We start from the raw sequence: 20603 nt of genomic DNA on the forward strand, positions 1-20603 counted from the left end.
CGTAGGGGGATTACGGGCGTACGGAAAGCTCCGTCAGCCAGGTGTCGACGGCACGGGCGGTCCCCGCGGCCTTCCCCGGCTCCATCAAGGTGAAGTGGTCGCCAGGGACCTCGATCGCAGTGTGCTCGTAACCCCAGTCGGCGCGCCGCCGGGAGCCCTCCGGACCAATCGGGTCGGCCGCCCGCACCAGCAGGGTGGGAGCCGCCAACTCCGCCTGGCGGAAGTCCAGATACAGATAGCGGGCGCGGGCGGTGACCCAGGCGTCGCCCCAGTTCTCGCCCTGGTGCTCGCTCTCCCCGACCCGGTTCAGCAGCCCGCTGAGAACGCTGGTGGCCCACGGGTCGAGGTCGAAGCCGCCGGCCGTGTCCCACCAGTGGGTGTCGACCATCACCAGAGCCGCCGGGCCTGCGCCCGTCTCCTCCAGATGGCGGGCGACCGCGCTCGCGATCAGCCCGCCGCTGGAGTAGCCGAGCAGGGCGTACGGCTCCTCCCCCGCGTTCTGCCGGATCGCCTCGGCCAGCGTGCGCGTCAGCGCGTCCAGGTCGGCGGGGATCGCCTCGCCGGTCATGAAGCCCGGCAGGGAGAGGGCGGAGACGGTACGGGTGTCACCGAGCGCGGAGGCGAACGGCAGGTACTGGTACACGCTGGGCTTCCAGGCGAAGGTCGGGAAGCAGATCAGCTGGGGCGCCCGGCTACCCCGTGCCAGCGGGGTGAGCTGCGGCAGCTTCGCCAGCTCGGCCGGGCCGGTGAAGGAGGCGCGGAAGTCGGCCGCCGTCCGCAGCACCGTACTGATCTCCGCGAACCGGCCCTCGCGGCAGGCGCGGACGAAGATCCCGCTGAGCGAGTCGGGGTCCGCGGCACGTGGCTCCACCGGAGCGGCTCCTGCCACGGCAGCGCCCTCCAACTCCTGGGAGAGGTAACGGGCCAGCGCCTCCGGCGTACGGTGCTCGAAGATCAGCGTCGCGGGCAGCGCCAGACCGGTGACGGCGCCGAGCCGGTTGCGCAGTTCGACGGCGGTGAGCGAGTCGAAGCCCAGGGAGGGGAATTCGCGGGCCATGTCGAGGACGGCCGTGTCGGCGTGGCCGAGGACGGCGGCGACATGGCTACGCACCACCTCGCGCATCACCTCGTCCCGCCCGGCCCGGTCCCGTCCGGCGAGCCGCCCTGCAAGACCGGAGGCCGACTCGACCACGTCGTTGGCCGCGGTGCCGCGCCGCCGTCGGGCGACGGTGACCAACTCCCGTAGGAACGGCGGCACATGCCGGTCGGGACGGTCGCGCAGCCCTGCCGGGTCGAGCGCGGCGGCCACCGCGACCGCGCCGTCCATGCGGGTGGCCGCGTCGAAGATTGCGAGCCCACGCTCCGTGCTGAGCGGCAGCATGCCGCCCTGGGCCATCCGCGCCTGCTCCCTGTCCCCGAGGTGGCTGGTCAGGGCGCTGGTCTGCGCCCAGAAACCCCAGGCCAGGGAGGTGGCGGGCAGTCCCTGGGCGCGCCGCTGGTGGGCGAGGGCGTCCAGGAAGGTGTTGGCGGCGGCGTAGTTGGCCTGGCCGGGTCCGCCGAAGATGCCGGAGGCGGAGGAGTAGAGGGCGAAGAGGGCAAGGTCGGAGTCGCGGGTGAGTTCGTGGAGGTTGATGGCTGCTTGGGCCTTGGGGCGCCAGACGGTGGTGAGCTGGTCCGGGGTGAGGGTGGTGATCAGTCCGTCGGCGAGTACGCCCGCCGCGTGGACGACGCCTGTGAGGCGCCGTCCGTCGAGCAGGGCGGTGAGCTGGTCGCGGTCGGCTGCGTCGCAGGCGGATACTTCTACGGTTGCGCCCAACTCGCTTAGCTCTGTGGTGAGTTCGGCCGCGCCGGGTGCCTCCAGGCCCTGGCGGCTCGTCAGCAGCAGATGCCGTACCCCATGTCCGGTGACCAGGTGGCGGGCGAGGAGTGCGCCGAGCGTGCCGGTGCCTCCGGTGATAAGGACGGTGCCTTCGGGGTCGAGTGTCGGCGGCATCGTGAGCACGACCTTGCCCGTGTGCCGGGCTTGGCTCATGAACCGGAACGCTTCCCGGGCCCTGCGCACATCCCACGCCCGCACGGGGAGCGGCTCCAGCACCCCCGCCTCGAACAGGCGCATGAGCTCACCCAGGGTCTCCTGGATCCGTTCGGCACCGGCATCGCTCAACTCGAAGGCGGCGTAACGGACTCCGGGCCGCTCGGCGGCGACCTGTTCGGCGTCCCGGATGTCGGTCTTGCCGAGCTCCAGGAAGCGACCACCGCGCGGCAAGAGTTCGAGGGAGGCGTCGACGAACTCGCGGGCGAGGGAGTTCAGTACGACGTCGACACCCGCTCCGTCCGTGGTGGCGAGGAACTTCTCCCGGAAGTCGAGGTCGCGGGAGGAGGCGATCTGGTCGTCCGTCAGGCCGAGGCGCCACAGTGCATCCCATTTGCTGGGGCTGGCGGTTGCTAGGACGGTGGCGCCGAAGTGCCGGGCGAGCTGGATTGCCGCCATGCCGACGCCACCGGCGCCCGCGTGCACCAGGACGGTGTCGCCCTGCTGGACGGAACCGAGGTCGACGAGACCGTAGTACGCGGTCAGGAAGGCGACGGGGACGGACGCCGCTTGTTCGAAGGACCAGCCCTCGGGGATCGGTACGACGAGCCGGGCGTCCGTCACCACACGGGGGCCGAAGCCCTCGGTCATCAGGCCCGTGACACGGTCGCCGGGAGCGATACGGGTGACTCCCTCGCCGACCTCCACGACCACACCGGCCGCCTCGCTTCCGAGGATCGGGCGGCCCGGGTACATGCCCAGGGTCAGCAGCACATCGCGGAAGTTGACGCCCGCGGCACGCACGGCGACACGGATCTCGCCCGGCGCGAGCGGGGCGTCCGCCTCGGGTGCGGGCACGAGGTCCAGCCCTTCGGGGGTGCCGCTGCCCGTGGCGTCCAGCCGCCAGGGACCCCCGTCCGCGGGCGGTACGAGGGCGCCCTCGGCCTCGGGCCGCACCAGCCGGGGCGCCAGGGTGTTCCCACCGCGCACCGCAATCTGGCCCTCCCCGGCGTCCAGCGCCGCCGTGACGGCCGCCGGGAGCAGCTCGGCGTCCGTGCCGCCCGGCTGCTCCGCCGGGTCCAGGTCGACGAGCAGGAACCGGTCCGGGTGCTCCGACTGCGCGGAGCGGATCAGGCCCCATACCGGGGCGGTGGCGAGATCGGTCAGCGTGTCGTCGCCGCCTGCAGGCACGGCTCCCCGGGTGACGAACACCAGCCGGGAATCGACCAGGGCCTCCTCGGCGAGCCACTCCTGGACTACGGCGAGGACACGGGCTGCGGTTTCCTCGGCGGTGGTTGATGCGGGGGCGGAGGGCGCCGCGGCAGTCGCCTCGGCGGCGGTCGATTCGGTGGGGGTCGGCTCGGTGGCGGACGGCCCGGCGGCAGTCGACTCGGCAGCAGTCGGCTCGACGACGGAGGGCGCCGGCGCGGTCGATTCGGAGGCGAACGCCTCGACGGCAGTCGGCTCGGCGGCGGTCGACTCGGCGGCAGTCGGCTCGGTGGCGGACGGCTCGGTGGCGGTCGGCTCGGTGGCGGACGGCCCGGCGGCAGTCGACTCGGCAGCAGTCGGCTCGACGACGGAGGGCGCCGGCGCGGTCGATTCGGAGGCGAACGCCTCGACGGCAGTCGGCTCGGTGGCGGTCGGCTCGGTGGCGGACGGCCCGGCGGCGGACGGCCCGGCGGCGGACGGCCCGGCGGCAGTCGACTCGGCAGCAGTCGGCTCGACGACGGAGGGCGCCGGCGCGGTCGATTCGGAGGCGAACGCCTCGACGGCAGTCGACTCGGCGACAGTCGACTCGGCGACAGTCGACTCGGCGACAGTCGATTCGGTGGGGGTCGATTCGGTGGGGGGCGGCTCGGCAGCGGACGGCTCGGCGGCCGTCACCGCGAACAGCGCGACCTGAGGCGCGGGCACCCCCCACTCCAGAACGGCGCGGACACCCGCCACGTCCAGATACGCGTCGGCCGCCAGACCCGCACCCTGCACCGCCGCGCCCAGACCGTACGGGTCGTCCCCGATCACGGCCCAGGTGGCGTGGCGCACGGCCTCGGGGTCGCAGGGCACAGGGGTCCAGCGGACCCGGAACATGTCGTACGTCCGTGGCGCGCGGGCCGCCGCGAGTTGTGCCGCCGTCACCGGGCGAACCAGCAGCGAGTCTACGGAGGCGACCGGCGCGCCGGTGCCGTCGGCGAGGTCGAGCCGGACCGCGTCGGCAGCCTCGGCACGGAGCCGGACCCGCAGCCGGTCGGCGCCCGTGGCGAAGAGAGTCACTCCGGTCCACGCGAAGGGCAGCCGCAACGCCCCGGCGGTCCCTTCCTCCTCCGGCTCTGCGGGGCCGCAACCGTGGGCATGCAAGGCGGCGTCCAGCAGCGCCGGATGGAGGCCGAAGCGGGCGGCATCGCCCTTCTGGCCCTCGGGGAGCGCCACTTCGGCGAAGATCTCGGCGCCGCGCCGCCAGACCGCGCGCAGGCCCTGGAATGCGGGGCCGTACGCATACCCCGCTGCGTCCGCGGCGCCGTAGAAACCGGAGACGTCGACGGCTTCGGCACCGGTCGGCGGCCACGCCTCGGTGAACAGCCCCGGAGCGGACGGCTGTTCAGGCAGGAGCGTGCCTTCCGCGTGCAGGGTCCACTCCTCGGCGGGAGTCTCGGGGTCCTCGGGCCGGGAGTGGACGGAGACGGCGCGCCGTCCGGATTCGTCGGGCAGTTCCACGAAGACCTGCACCTGTACGGCGCCCAGTTCGGGGAGGATCAGCGGCGCCTGGAGGGTGAGTTCGGCGAGGTGGCCGCAGCCGACCTCGTCCCCTGCGCGGATGGCGAGTTCCACGAAGCCGGTGCCCGGGAAGAGGACCGTTCCGGCCACGGCGTGGTCGGCGAGCCAGGGATGCGTACGGGTGGAGAGTCGTCCGGTCAGCATGACCCCGCCGTCGGCGGCGAGGCTCACTGCGGCACCGAGCAGCGGGTGGTCGGTTGCGGCCAGACCGGCGCGGCTGACGTCGGCGGTGCCTGTGGTGGACTCCAGCCAGTAGCGGCGGTGCTGGAAGGCGTACGTCGGGAGGTCGACGCGGCGCACGGTGCGGTCCGCGTATACGGCCGACCAGTCGATGTCAGTGCCGGTAACCCAGAGTTCGGCCGCGCTCGCTATGAAGCGGGCGTTCTCATCCTCGTCCCGACGGAGGGTACCGACGACCGTGACCGGCTTCTCCGCCGCCTCCGCGATTGCCTGCACGCCCATGGTGAGCACCGGATGCGCGCTGACCTCGATCAGGCGGGAGTGTCCCTGGACCAGCGTTTCTTGGATCGCCTCGGTGAAGCGCACGGGCCGGCGCAGGCCTTCGTACCAGTACGAGGCATCCATCGTCGTCGCGTCCAACACCCCACCAGTCACTGTGGAGATGATCGGAATACGCGAGGTGCGGGGCGTCACCGGGGCAAGAACGTCGAGCAGTCGCTCCCGGATGTCTTCTACTTGCGCCGAGTGCGAGGCGTAGTCCACCGGGACGCGGCGGGCACGGACGCCCACAGACTCCGCCAGGGCCGCGATCTCGTCCAGCGCCTCCGGGTCACCGGCGACGACGGTGGCATCGGGCCCGTTGTAGACGGCTACCGACACGCGATCTCCGTACGTCTCAACCCAGGACGATGCCTGTTCAGGTCCCGTCGCCAGCGACAACATGCCGCCGCGACCGGCCAGTTCATCCCGGATCGCCGCTGAGCGAAGAGCAACAACCCGGGCCGCATCCTCCAGGCTCAACGCACCCACGACCGCCGCAGCCGCGATCTCACCCTGCGAGTGACCGATCACCGCGGCCGGTTCGATACCCAGCGACTCCCACACCGAGGCAAGCGACACCATCACCGCCCAGAGCACCGGCTGGACCACATCCACCCGCTGCATCCACGCGTCGTCATCGGCCTTCAGCACCTCGGTCAGCGACCAGTCCACAAAAGACCCAAGTGCCGCCTCACACTCAGCAATCCGCGCCGCGAACACCGGCGAGGACTCCAACAACCCCCGCCCCATCCCCAGCCACTGCGACCCCTGCCCCGGAAACACAAACACCGGCGCATCGACACCCGAACCCGACGTGCCCGTAACGAGGTTGGGCGCGACCCCGCCGGAGGACAGCGCGCGCAGGCCGGTGAACAGCTCCTTCGTCTCCGAACCCCACACCACCGCACGGTGGTTCAGCGTGGCGCGAGTGGTCAGCAGGCTCCAGCCGGCGTCGACGGGGTCGGTGTCGGCCACGGCGTCCGTGAGGCGCTCCGCCTGGGCGGCCAGTGCCTCGGCGGTACGGGCCGAGACCAGCCAGGGGACGATCGGGGAGCCGACGCCCGCGACCGCATCCGGGCCGGGCTGCTCATCTACGGGGGCCTGCTCCACGACGACGTGGGCGTTCGTCCCGGAGATACCGAAGGAAGAGACGGCGGCGCGGCGGGGCCGGTCGTCGACCGTCGCCCATGCGCGGGCCTCGGTAAGGAGCTTGACCTGGCCCGCCGCCCAGTCGACGTGCGGGGTGGGCTCGTCGACATGGAGGGTCTTCGGCAGTACGCCCGCTCGCAGGGCCATCACCATCTTGATGACGCCCGCAACACCCGCCGCGGCCTGGGTGTGCCCGATGTTCGACTTCACCGAGCCGAGCCAGAGCGGCCGGTCCGGATCCCGATCACGGCCGTAGGTGGCAAGCAGCGCCTGGGCCTCGATCGGGTCACCCAGCGTCGTACCCGTACCGTGCGCCTCCACCACGTCCACATCGGCGACCGTCAGCCCGGCGGCGCCGAGTGCCTGCTGGATGACGCGCTGCTGGGACGGGCCGTTGGGGGCGGTGAGGCCGTTGGAGGCGCCGTCCTGGTTGACGGCGGAGCCTCTGACCACCGCGAGGACCGGGTGGCCGTTGCGGACGGCGTCGGTGAGGCGTTCGACCACGAGGACGCCGACGCCCTCCGAGGGGCCGAAGCCGTCGGCGGCGCCCGCGAACGCCTTGCAGCGGCCGTCGGCCGACAGCCCGCGCTGGCGGCCGAACTCCAGGAAGGTCGCAGGTGTCGGCATGACGGTGACACCGCCCGCGAGCGCCAGCGTGCACTCGCCCTGGCGCAGCGCCTGGATCGCGAGGTGCAGGGCGACCAGCGAGGAGGAGCAGGCCGTATCGACAGAGACGGCCGGGCCCTCCAGACCGAGGGTGTAGGCGACCCGCCCGGAGGCCACGCTGACGGCATTGCCGGTGCTGATGTAGCCCTCAAGGCCGTCGGGGACGCTGTTCAGTCGTGACACGTACTCGGACGACGGGGCGCCGGTGAACACGCCCGTCGGGGTGGAGCGCAGCGATCCGGGGTCGATGCCCGCGCGCTCGACGGCCTCCCAGGAGGCTTCGAGCAGCAGTCGCTGCTGCGGGTCCATCGCCAGGGCCTCGCGCGGCGAGATCCCGAACAGCTCGGCGTCGAAGTCGCCAACGGCGTCCAGGAAGCCGCCAGCAGTGACGTAAGTCTTGCCCTCGGCGTCCGGATCCGGGTCGTAGAGGCCGTCCAGGTCCCAGTCACGGTCCTCGGGGAAGGGGCCGATGGCGTCCTCACCGGCGAGGACCAGCCGCCACAGGTCCTCCGGCGAGGCGACGCCGCCGGGGTAGCGGCAGGCCATGCCGACGATCGCGATGGGGGGCTGTTCCTCCAGATGCTTGATCCGACGGCGGGCCTGGCGGAGGTCGGCAGTCGCCCGCTTGAGGTAATCGCGGAGTTTCTGCTCGTTGTTCATCGAGGGTCTCCCGTCGGCCCGTCGAGTCGGCTGGATCGGTTCACGCTGTCCCCAACTCGCTGTCGAGGAGGTCGAACAGTTCGTCGTCGGTGGCGCCGTCCAGGTCGTCGTCATCGGCCGCGTCAGCCGCGGACGCCGCGCCCTCCAGGGCCGTGAGCAGCGCCCGGAGCCGGTCGGTGACACGGTGGCTGACGACGTCGTCGGAGCTTGCGGTGCCGATGACTCGCTCCAGCCGCTCCAGCTCCACGGCGAGGGTCGGAGCCGTGTCGGCCGCCTCCGCCACGAGGATCTGCGAGCGGATCTGGTGGGTGAGGGCGGTGGGGGTGGGGTGGTCGAAGACGAGGGTGGCGGGCAGTCGTAGGCCGGTTGCCGTGTTGAGGCGGTTGCGCAGTTCGACGGCGGTCAGCGAGTCGAATCCGAGGTCCTTGAACGGCCGCTCGGCATCGATGGTCCGCGGGTCGGCGTGGCCGAGGACTGCGGCAACATGCGAGCGGACCAGGTCGAGCAGGAACCGCTCCCGCTCGGGCTCGCTGAGCCGTGCCAGCCTCTGCTCCAGCCCGCCCGAGCCACCGGCCGACCCCGCTGAGGCCACCATCCGCCGTGCCGCGGCCGATGCACGCACCAACCCCCGCAACACCCCCGGCAACACGCCACGTGCCGCAAGTCCGCGCAGCTCGGCCAGATCGACTGGGCTGGCCACCACCAGCCCCTCATCCAGAGCAAGGGCCCTGTCGAACAGGCCAAGCCCGTGCTCCGAGGACAGCCCGACAAGGCCGCCCTGGGAGAGCCGGGCCCGGTCACGGCCCTCCATATGGCCGGTCATGGCGCTGACCTGCTCCCAATAGCCCCAGGCCAGCGAGAGCCCGGGCAGACCCTGGGCGCGGCGATGCTGGGCCAGAGCGTCCAGGAAGACATTCGCGGCGGCGTAGTTGGCCTGGCCCGGGCCGCCGAAGATGCCGGAGGCGGAGGAGTAGAGGGCGAAGAAGGCGAGGTCTGCGTCGCGGGTCAACTCGTGGAGGTTGACGGCTGCTTGGGCCTTCGGTCGCCAGACGGTGGCGAGTTGGTCCGGAGTGAGGGTGGTGACCAGCCCGTCCGCGAGTACGCCCGCCGCGTGGACGACGCCTGTCAGGTGCCGTCCGTCCAGCAGGGAAGCGAGCTGATCGCGGTCGGCTGCGTCACAGGCCACCACCTCTACGACAGCACCCAACTCACCGAGTTCCGCTACGAGTTCGGCCGCGCCCGGCGCCGCCAGCCCCTGCCGACTGGTGAGCAGCAGATGCCGTACCCCATGCCCGGTCACGAGGTGGCGGGCGAGGAGCGAGCCGAGCGTGCCCGTACCACCGGTGATCAGGACAGTGCCCTCGGGATCCAGCACCGGCGGCATCGTGAGCACAACCTTGCCCACATGCCGCGCCTGGCTCATGAACCGGAACGCCTCCCGAGCCCTGCGCACATCCCACGCCCGCACCGGCAACGGCTCCAACACACCCGCCGCGAAGAGCGACAGCACCTCGGTGAGGATCTCGCCCATGCGTTCCGGCCCGGCCTCACCCAGCTCGAACGGTGCGTACGTCATCCCGGGGTTCGCCTGTGTCAGCTGCTCGGGGTCGCGCAGGTCCGTTTTGCCCATCTCCACGAAGCGGCCCTGGGGGGCGAGGAGTTCGAGGGAGGCGTCGACGTACTCGCGGGCAAGGGAGTTGAGGACGACGTCCACACCCGCTCCGCGGAACTTGTCTCGGAAGTCGAGGTCGCGGGAGGAAGCGATCTGGTCGTCGGTCAGGCCCAGGCCCCGCAATTTATCCCACTTGCCGGGGCTGGCGGTTGCGAGGACAGTCGCGCCGAAGTGCCGGGCGAGCTGGATCGCCGCCATGCCGACACCGCCGGCACCCGCATGCACCAGAACCGTGTCACCCTGCTGGACGGAGCCGAGGTCGACGAGCCCGTAGTACGCGGTCAGGAACACCACCGGCACCGACGCCGCCTGCTCGAAAGACCACCCCTCGGGGACGGGTGCCAGCACACGGGCATCGGCGACTGCCAAGGGAGCGAACGCGTGCTGCACGACACCCATGACGCGGTCGCCGGGAGCGAGATGCGTGACGCCTTCCCCGACCTCGACCACCACGCCTGCGGCCTCGCTGCCCAGGATGGGCTGCCCCGGGTACATCCCGAGGCTGATCAGAACGTCCCGGAAGTTGAGTCCTGCGGCTCGGACGGAGACCCGGACCTGCCCGGCGGCGAGCGGCGCCGTGGCCTCCGGGAACGGCAGCAGAGCCAGCCCGTCCAGGGTGCCGGAGGCCACCGTGTCCAGTCGCCAGGCCCGTTCACCAGCCGGAGGCACGAGCGCCGCGCCCGAATCAGCACGGGCCAGCCTCGGCACGAGAACATCCTCGCCCCGCAGGGCCAACTGCCACTCCCCCGCCGCCAGCGCAGCCGAAACCCCTTCGGCGACAAAGTCGGCGCCCGACTCCGGGTCCACATCCAGCAACACAAACCGGCCCGGATTCTCCGACTGCGCGGAGCGGATCAGACCCCACACCGGAGCGGTGACCAAGTCGGTCAGCTTGTGGTCGCCGCCCGCAGGCACGGCGCCCCGGGTGACGAACACCAGCCGGGTGTCGTTCAAGGCGTCGTTCGCCAGCCACTCCCGCAGGAGAGTCAGCGCATCCGTCGTGGCCTGGCGGGCGGCCTCGGCTAGCCCTTCGCGGCTGTCCACCGATGGGACGGAGACCAGTACCACCTCGGGTGCCGGAACCCCTGCGTCCAGGACCGCGCGTAGGCCGTCGAGGTCCAGATGCGAGTCCACCGCGATCCCGGCGCCCTGCACGGCAGCGGCGACGTTGTACGGGTCCTCCGTCCCGAGAACAGCCCAGACCCCCGCCCCTGTGACCTCCTCGGCAAACGGCAGCGACGCCCACTCCGTACGGAAGAGGTCATCGGCCTCAGCACCCCGGGCACCGCCCAGCGCCGCAGCCGGACGCAGCACCAATGAACGCACCTCAGCAACCGGCTGACCCGTCCCGTCGGCAACCTCCACCGCAAGAGCGTCGTCTCCGGCCGCCGTAATCCGCACCCGCAGGCAGTCGGCACCCGCCGCGAACAACGACACACCCGTCCAGGCAAACGGCAACCGCAACGCCCCTCCATCGCCGCCGAAATCGCCGTACCCATTCGCATGCAACGCCGCATCAAGCAACGCCGGGTGAATCCCGAACCGGCCCGCCTCCGCCCGCTCGGACTCCCCCAACTCGACCTCGGCAAAAACCTCACCGCCTCGCCGCCACACGGCCCGCAGACCCTGGAACGCAGGGCCGTAGCCGTAACCGGCCGCCTCGGCGCCCTCGTAGAAGCCGGACACATCGAGGGGGTCGGCGCCCTGCGGGGGCCAGACGGTGAGATCGGTCGCGGGCGGCTCGACGGCCTCAGCCCCGAGAACACCCTCGGCGTGCCAGGTCCACGGGGCGTCCGCCTCCCCGCCGTCCGGGCGCGAGTGCACGGTCACTTGTCGGTCCCCGCTCTCGTCGGGGGCGCCGACGACGACCTGGAGCTGGACGGCGCCCTGCTCGGGCAGGACCAGGGGGGCTTGGAGGGTGAGCTCGGTGAGGTGTCCGCAGCCGACTTCGTCGCCGGCCCGGATCGCCAACTCCACAAAGCCGGTTCCTGGGAACAGGACGGTTCCCGTGACGGCGTGGTCCGCGAGCCAGGGATGCGTCCGCAGCGAGAGTCGGCCGGTCAGGACCAGCCCCCCGTCGGCGGCGAGGCTCACGGCGGCACCGAGCAGGGGGTGGTCTGCGGCGCCGAGACCCAGTTCGGCGGGGTCGCCGGTGGTGCCGGATGCCTCCAGCCAGAAGCGCTCGCGTTGGAAGGCGTACGTGGGGAGGTCGACGCGCTGCACAGCACGCCCCGCATAGACGGCAGACCAGTCGATGTCCGTGCCGTGGACCCAGAGTTCGGCCGCGCTCGCGATGAAGCGGGCGCTCTCGCCCTCGTCCCGGCGGAGCGTACCGACGACCGTGACCTGCTTCTCCGCCGCCTCCGCGATGGCCTGCACCCCGGTGGTCAGCACTGGGTGCGCGCTGACCTCGGTGAAGCGGCTGTGACCTTCGGCAAGAGCGGTAGTCATCGCTTCGGTGAAACGCACTGGCTTGCGCAGACCCTCGTACCAGTACGAGGCATCCATCGCGGCCGTGTCCAAAACCCCACCAGTAACAGTGGAGATGACCGGGACGAGGGACGGCCAGGGAGTCACCGGAGCAAGGGCCTCCAGCAGTCGCTCCCGGATGTCCTCGACCTGCGCGGAGTGCGAGGCGTAATCCACGGGGACCCGGCGGGCACGAACGCCAGCGGCCTCCGCCACCCTGGCGATCTCATCCAGCGCCTGCGGATCACCGGCCACCACCGTGGCATCGGGCCCGTTGTAAACGGCGACGGACACCCGATCGCCATACGGCTCAACCCACCCCGACGCCTGCTCAGCACGGGTCGCCAACGACAACATGCCGCCGCGACCGGCCAGTTCATCCCGGATCGCCGTCGAGCGCAGAGCCACCACCCGGGCCGCATCCTCCAGACTCAACGCACCCACGACCGCCGCAGCCGCGATCTCACCCTGCGAGTGGCCAATGACGGCAGCCGGTTTGATCCCAAGCGACTCCCAGACCGCAGCGAGCGACACCATCACCGCCCACAACACCGGCTGGACCACATCCACCCGCCGCATCCAGGCATCGTCATCGCCGCTCAGCACCTCGGTCAGCGACCAGTCCACGAAGGACCCGAGTGCCGCCTCACACTCACCGATCCGCGCCGCGAACACCGGCGAGGACTCCAACAGCCCCCGCCCCATCCCCAGCCACTGCGACCCCTGCCCCGGAAACACAAACACCGGCGCACCAGAACCCGAAGCAATCCCCGAGACCACGTGAGCCGCGGGAGCACCTGATGCCAGAGCTTCCAGCCCCGCCGTCAGCTCACCGCTCTCCCGGCCCCAGACCACCGCCCGATGCTCCAGCGCCGTACGCGAAGCCCACAGACTCCACCCCACATCGACCGGATCGCCCGACAGCCGCGCCAGTCGCCCCGCCTGCGCGCTCAACGCCCCGGCACTACGCCCCGACACCACCCACGGAACGACGGGCGAAGCGGACAGGCCCTCGGGACCGGAGACGACGACCGGCGCCGAATCGACGCCCTCAGCAGGCGCCTCCTCCACGATCACGTGCGCATTCGTGCCGGAGATACCGAAGGACGAGACGCCGGCGCGGCGTGGGTGGCTGTTCGCCTGCCACTCCCGTTCCTCGGTGAGGAGCTTGACCTCGCCCGAGGTCCAGTCGACGTGCGGGGTGGGCTCGTCCACGTGCAGGGTGCGCGGCAGGACACGCGCCTGCATCGCCATCACCATCTTGATGACGCCCGCGACACCGGCGGCGGCCTGAGCATGACCGATGTTGGACTTCACCGAACCGAGCCAGAGCGGCCGGTCCGCGTCCCGGTCACGGCCGTAGGTGGCGAGCAGCGCCTGGGCCTCGATCGGGTCACCCAGTGTCGTACCCGTACCGTGTGCCTCCACCACGTCCACCTCGGCGGCGGCAACTCCGGCGTTGGCAAGGGCCTGCCGGATGACGCGCTGCTGGGACGGACCGTTCGGCGCCGTCAGGCCGTTGGAGGCCCCGTCCTGGTTGATCGCCGAGCCGCGCACAACGGCGAGGACACGGTGGCCCTTGGCGCGGGCGTCCGACAGCCGCTCGACCACGAGGACACCGACGCCTTCCGCCGGGCCGAAGCCGTCGGCGGCGCCCGCGAACGCCTTGCAGCGGCCATCGGCCGACAGCCCGCGCTGACGGCTCAACTCCACGAAGCCGGTCGGGGTGCACATCACCGTCACACCACCCGCCAGCGCCAAGTCGCACTCCCCCTGCCGCAACGACTGGGCCGCGAGGTGCAGCGCCACCAGCGACGACGAACACGCCGTATCGACCGTGACCGCCGGGCCCTCCAGACCCAGCTGGTAGGCGATGCGCCCGGACGTGACGCTGGACATGTTGCCGGTGCCGAGGAAACCCTCGGTGCCGTCCGGTACAGCGTTCAGCCGGGCCACGTACTCGGAGGCAAGGGCACCGGCAAAGACGCCGGCCCGGGTGCCGCGCAGGGAGCCGGGGGCGATGCCGGCGCGCTCGACGGCCCCCCAGGAGGCTTCGAGGAGGATCCGCTGCTGCGGGTCCATCGCCAACGCCTCGCGCGGCGAGATCCCGAAGAACTGAGCGTCGAACTCGGCCACGTCCGCCACGAAACCGCCGCCCCGGACATAGGTCTTGCCCTGGGCTTCGGGGTCCGGATCGTAGAGGTCGTCGTCCCAGTCGCGGTCCTTCGGGAAGGCGGTGATGGCGTCCTCCCCGGCCAGGACCAGCCGCCACAGCTCCTCCGGGGATTCGATGCCGCCGGGAAAGCGGCAGGCCATGCCGACGATCGCGATCGGCTCGTCCGCCGGGCGGGCAAGGGTGCGTTGTTCCTGGGGGGCGTCGGGCAGCCCGGAGACCTCCGAGCGGATGTGCCGGGTGAGGGCGGTGGGGGTGGGGTGGTCGAAGACGAGGGTGGCGGGCAGCCGTAGGCCGGTTGCCGTGTTGAGGCGGTTGCGTAGTTCGACGGCGGTCAGCGAGTCGAATCCGAGGTCCTTGAACGGCCGCTCCGCGTCGACCGCGCCCGGATCGGCATGGCCGAGGACGGCGGCGACGTGCGAGCGAACCAGGTCGAGCAGGAACCGCTCCCGTTCCGGTTCGCTGAGCTGTGCCAGCCTCTGATCCAGCCCGCCCGAGCCACTGGCCGCCGCTGAGGCCACCATCCGCCGTGCCGCGGCCGGTGCACGCACCAACCCCCGCAACACCCCCGGCAACACGCCACTCGCCGCAAGCCCTCGAAGCTCGGCCAGATCCAGCGGACTGGCCACCACCAGCCCTTCGTCCAGACCCACAGCCCTGTCGAACAGGCCAAGCCCGTGCTCCGAGGACAGCCCGACAAGGCCACCCTGGGAGAGCCGGGCCCGGTCACGGCCCTCCATATGGCCGGTCATCGCACTGACCTGCTCCCAATAGCCCCAGGCCAGCGAGAGGCCGGGCAGCCCTTCAACACGGCGGTGCTGAGCCAGCGCGTCCAGGAAGACATTCGCGGCGGCGTAGTTGGCCTGGCCCGGGCCGCCAAGAACGCCGGAAGCGGAGGAGTAGAGCGCGAAGAACGCGAGGTCGGCATCACGGGTCAGCTCATGCAGGTTCACTGCGGCCTCGACCTTCGGCCGCCACACCGTGGCCAACTGCTCCGGGGTGAGGGACGTGACCAGTCCGTCGGCGAGTACGCCTGCCGCGTGGACGACGCCTGTCAGCCGCCGTCCGTCCAGCAGGGCGGCGAGCTGATCGCGGTCGGCTGCGTCACAGGCCGCCACCTCTACGGCAGCACCCAACTCACCCAGTTCCGCTACGAGTTCGGCCGCGCCCGGGGCCGCCAGCCCCTGCCGACTCGTCAGCAGCAGATGCCGTACCCCATGCCCGGTCACCAGGTGACGGGACAGGAGCGAGCCGAGCGTGCCCGTACCACCCGTGATCAGGACGGTGCCCTCGGGATCCAGCACCGGCGGCATCGTGAGCACCACCTTGCCCACATGCCGCGCCTGGCTCATGAACCGGAACGCCTCCCGAGCCCTGCGCACATCCCACGCCCGCACCGGCAACGGCTCCAACACACCTGACTCGAAGAGGGAGACGATGGTCCGCAGAATCTCGCTCGCGCGGTCCAGGCCGCCGTCGCCGGGGCTGTAGGCGCGGTAGGTGACACCGGGCCGCTCGGCGGCGACCTGTTCGGCGTCCCGGATGTCGGTCTTGCCCAGCTCCAGGAACCGGCCGCCGCGCGGCAGGAGGTCGAGGGAGGCGTCGACGTACTCACCCGCGAGGGAGTTGAGGACGACGTCCACACCCGCTCCGCGGAACTTCTCCCGGAAGTCGAGGTCACGGGAGGAGGCGATCTGGTCATCTGTCAGGCCCAGGCCCCGCAATGCATCCCACTTACCGGGGCTGGCAGTTGAGAGAACCGTCGCACCGAAGTGCCGCGCGAGCTGGATCGCCGCCATGCCGACACCGCCGGCACCCGCATGCACCAGAACCGTGTCACCCTGCTGGACGGAAGCGAGGTCGACCAGCCCGTAGTACGCGGTCAGAAACACCACCGGCACAGACGCCGCCTGCTCGAACGACCACCCCTCCGGAATCGGCACCGCGAGCCGGGCGTCGGTGACTGCGAGCGGACCGAGGCCGCCCGTCACAAAGCCCATGACCCGGTCGCCGGGGGCGAGATGGGTGACCCCTTCGCCAACCTCGACCACCACGCCCGCCGCCTCGCTGCCCATGACGGTCTGGCCCGGGACCATGCCGAGCCCGATGAGGACGTCCCGGAAGTTGAGTCCTGCGGCTCGGACGGAGACCCGGACCTGCCCGGCGGCAAGCGGCGCCGTGGCCTCCGGGAACGGCAGCAGAGCCAGCCCGTCCAGCGTGCCGGAAGCAACGGTGTCCAGCCGCCAGGCCCGTTCACCAGCAGGAGGCACGAGCGCCGGACCCGAGGACACACGCGCCAGCCTCGGCACAAGAACGTCCTCGCCCCGCAGGGCCAGCTGCCACTCCCCCGCCGCCAACGCAGCCGAAACACCCTCGGCGACAAAGTCAGCGCCCGAAGGATCCACGTCCAGCAACACAAACCGGCCCGGATTCTCCGACTGAGCCGACCGGATCAGACCCCACACCGGAGCCGTGCCCAGATCCCGTACACCCTCCCCGTCACGCGCAGCGACAGCACCCTGCGTCACCACCACCAACCGGGTATCGGTCAAAGCCTCGTTCGCCAGCCACTCCCGAACCAGCATCAAAACACCCGCCGTTGCCCGGCGCGCGTCCTCGGCCAGCCCCTCGCCACAGTCCGCCGACTCAACGGAGACGAGCACCACCTCGGGTGCCGGAACCCCTGCATCCAGGACCGCGCGCAGCCCGTCGAGGTCCAGGTACGAGTCGACCGCAACCCCGGCGCCCTGCACGGCAGCGGCGACGTTGTACGGGTCCTCCGTCCCGAGCACCGCCCAGACCCCCGCCCCCGTGACCTCCTCGGCAAACGGCAGCGCCGTCCACTCCGTACGGAACAGGTCATCGGCCCCCGCACCCCGGCCACCGCCCAGCACCGCAGCCGGACGCAGCACCAATGAACGCACCTCAGCAACCGGCTGACCCGTCCCGTCGGCAACCTCCACCGCCAGAGCGTCGTCTCCGGCCGCCGTAATCCGCACCCGCAACTGGTCAGCACCCGCCGCGAACAACGACACACCCGTCCAGGCAAACGGCAACCGCAACGCCCCTCCATCGCCGCCGAAATCGCCGTACCCATTCGCATGCAACGCCGCATCAAGCAACGCCGGATGAATCCCGAAGCGCGAGGCCTCGCCCTGCTGTCCCTCCCCCAACTCGACCTCGGCAAAAACCTCGCCGCCACGCCGCCACACAGCCCGCAGACCCTGGAACGCAGGGCCGTAGCCGTAACCGACCGACTCGACGCCCGGGTAAAAGCCGGACACGTCCACGCTCTCGGCGCCCGCCGGGGGCCAGGCCGTGAGCCCGGCGCCCGGTGAGGTGACCGGCTCCGGGCTGAGCAGCCCCTCTGCGTGAAGGGTCCACTCCTGGTCGGGCGGGGAGTCCTCGGGGCGGGAGTAGACGGTGAGTCCGCGCTGCCCGTGTGCATCGAGGGCGCTGACGACGACCTGAAGGTGGACGGCCCCCTGCTCGGGGAGGACCAGCGGGGCCTGAAGGGTGAGTTCGGTGAGATGCCCGCAGCCGACCTCGTCCCCTGCCCGGATCGCCAGCTCGACAAAGCCGGTGCCGGGCAAGAGGACCGTGCCCGCAACGGCGTGGTCCGCCAGCCAGGGATGGGTCCGCAGCGAAAGGCGGCCGGTCAGGACCAGCCCTCCATCGGCGGCGAGGCTCACTGCGGCGCCCAGCAGCGGATGGTCGGCGGCGGCCAGACCGGCGCCGCTGACGTCGGCGGTTCCCGTGCCGGACTCCAGCCAGTAGCGCTGGTGTTGGAAGGCGTACGTGGGCAGGTCGACGCGCTGCACAGCCCGGCCCACGTAGACGGCGGACCAGTCGATATCGGTGCCGTGGACCCAGAGTTCGGCCGCGCTCGCGATGAAGCGGGCGTTCTCGTCCTCGTCGCGGCGCAGCGTCCCGACGACCGTGACCTGCTTCTCCACTGCCTCCGCGATGGCCTGAACACCCATGGCCAGCACCGGATGCGCGCTGATCTCGACAAGGCGGGTGTGACCTTCGGCCAACACCTCATGGACTGCGTCGGTGAAACGGACCGGTCGGCGCAGACCCTCGTACCAGTACGAGGCATCCATCCTCGCCGTGTCCAACACCCCACCGGTCACCGTGGAGATGACCGGGATACGCGAGGTGCGCGGCGCCACGGGGGCCAGCGCATCCAGCAACTGCTCCCGGATGTCCTCCACCTGCGCCGAATGCGAGGCATAGTCCACCGGAACCCGCCGCGCCCGCACTCCAGCGGCCTCCGCCGCCGCGGCAATCTCGTCCAGCGCCTCGGGATCACCGGCCACCACCGTGGCATCCGGCCCGTTGAACACAGCCACCGACACCCGCTCGCCATACGGCTCAACCCAGGCCGACGCCCGCTCAGCACCCGTCGCCAGCGACAACATCCCACCACGACCGGCCAGTTCGTCCCGTATCGCGGCCGAGCGCAGCGCCACCACCCGAGCCGCATCCTCCAGACTCAACGCACCGACCACCGCCGCAGCGGCGATCTCCCCTTGCGAATGACCAATCACCGCCGTGGGAGTCACTCCGAACGACTCCCACACCGCCGCCAGCGACACCATCACCGCCCACAACACCGGCTGGACCATGTCCACCCGCTGCATCCACGCGTCGTCCTCGCCCCTCAGCACCTCGGTCAAAGACCAGTCCACAAAGGGCCCAAGCGCCGCCTCACACTCGGCAATCCGAGCGGCAAAGACGGGCGAGGACTCCAGCAACCCCCGCCCCATCCCCAACCACTGCGCGCCCTGCCCCGGAAACACGAACACAACGCCCGCGCCCGAACCCGCCACGCCGGCCACGGCGTTGCCCGCCACGCCACCCGATGCCAGAGCCCCCAGCCCCGCCGTCAGCTCAGCGCTCTCCCGGCCCCAGACCACCGCCCGATGCTCAAGAGCCGTACGCGAAGCCCACAGACTCCACCCCACATCCACCGGGTCACCCGAAACACCCGCCAGCCGCCCCGCCTGCGCGGCCAACGCCCCCGCACTGCGCCCCGACACCAACCACGGCACCACCGGCGACCCCGACAACCCCCCGGATCCAGAGACCACGACCGGACCCGACTCAACGCCCTCAGCAGGCGCCTCCTCCACGATCACGTGTGCGTTCGTCCCGGAGACGCCGAAGGACGACACCGCGCCCCGGCGGGCCCGGTCGCCCTGGGTGACCCACTCGCGGGGCTCGGTGAGGAGCCGTACATCGCCGGAGGTCCAGTCGACGTGCGGGGTGGGCTCGTCCACGTGCAGAGTGCGTGGCAGGACGCCCTCGCGCAGGGCCATCACCATCTTGATGAGGCCCGCCACACCCGCGCAGGCCCCCGAGTGGCCGATGTTGGACTTGATCGATCCCAGCCACAACGGCCGGTCCGCCTCCCGACCTTGGCCGTAGGTAGCGAGGAGCGCCTGCGCCTCGATCGGGTCGCCCAGCGTCGTACCCGTGCCGTGGGCCTCCACCGCGTCCACGTCGCGCGGGGTGAGGCGGGCGCTGTCCAGGGCCTGTTGGATGACGCGGCGCTGGGCGAGTTCGCTGGGGGCGCTGAGGCCGTTGCTGGCGCCGTCCTGGTTGGTGGCGGAGCCGCGGATGACAGCCAGTACCCGGTGGCCGTTACGGCGGGCGTCGGAGAGGCGTTCGAGGAGCAGGACGCCGACGCCCTCGGACCAGATGGTGCCGTCGGCGGCGGCCGCGAAGGCCTTGCAGCGGCCGTCGCGGGCGAGTCCGCGCTGGCGGCTGAAGCCGACGAAGCCCGAGGGAGTGGGCATGACGGTGACGCCGCCCGCGAGGGCGAGGTCGCACTCGCCGTTGCGCAGGGCCTGGACGCCGAGGTGAGTGGCGACGAGGGAGGAGGAGCAGGCCGTGTCGATGGTGACGGCGGGGCCTTCCAGGCCCAGGACGTAGGAGACGCGGCCGGAGACCACGGCGGTCATGTTGCCGGTGACGAGGAAGCCCTCGATCTCCTCGGGGACGGTGTCGAGGCGTGCGGCGTAGTCGGAGGCGACGGCGCCGGCGAAGACGCCGGTGCGGGTGCCGCGCAGCGCTGCGGGGACGATGCCGGCCCGCTCGATCGCCTCCCACGACGCCTCCAGCAGCAACCGCTGCTGCGGGTCCATGGCGAGGGCCTCGCGCGGCGAGATACCGAAGAACTCGGGGTCGAAATCGGCGGCGTCGTGCAGGAAGCCGCCCTCGACGACGTAGCTCTTGCCGTAGGCGTCCGGGTCCGGGTCGTACAGGTCCTCGGCCCAGCCCCGGTCGGTGGGGAAGGGGGTGATGCCGTCGATGCCCTCGGCCACCATGCGCCACAGGTCCTCGGGCGAGGCGACGCCACCGGGGAAGCGGCAGGCCATGCCGACGACCGCGACGGGGTCCTGGTCCTTCGCCTCCAGTTCGCGCAGCCGCTGGCGTACCTGGGAGTAGTCGGCGGTGACGCGCTTGAGGTATTCGCGGAGCTTGTCTTCGTTGTTCGGCAT

At 71.4% G+C, this 20603-nt stretch carries 1 protein-coding gene and 1 pseudogene; both read right to left on the bottom strand.

Features of this window, described 5'->3' with window-relative positions:
• Window positions 1-49 precede the first annotated feature (49 nt).
• Window positions 50-7774 (bottom strand): annotated as a pseudogene (locus OHT76_RS06185) (beta-ketoacyl synthase N-terminal-like domain-containing protein); the annotation flags it as partial.
• A 46-nt stretch (window positions 7775-7820) separates the two neighbouring features.
• A complete protein-coding gene (locus tag OHT76_RS06190; protein WP_328869733.1) occupies window positions 7821-20603 on the bottom strand; it encodes an SDR family NAD(P)-dependent oxidoreductase in 12783 nt (4260 codons plus the stop codon).

Source organism: Streptomyces sp. NBC_00287 (assembly GCF_036173105.1).
Lineage (GTDB): Bacteria > Actinomycetota > Actinomycetes > Streptomycetales > Streptomycetaceae > Streptomyces.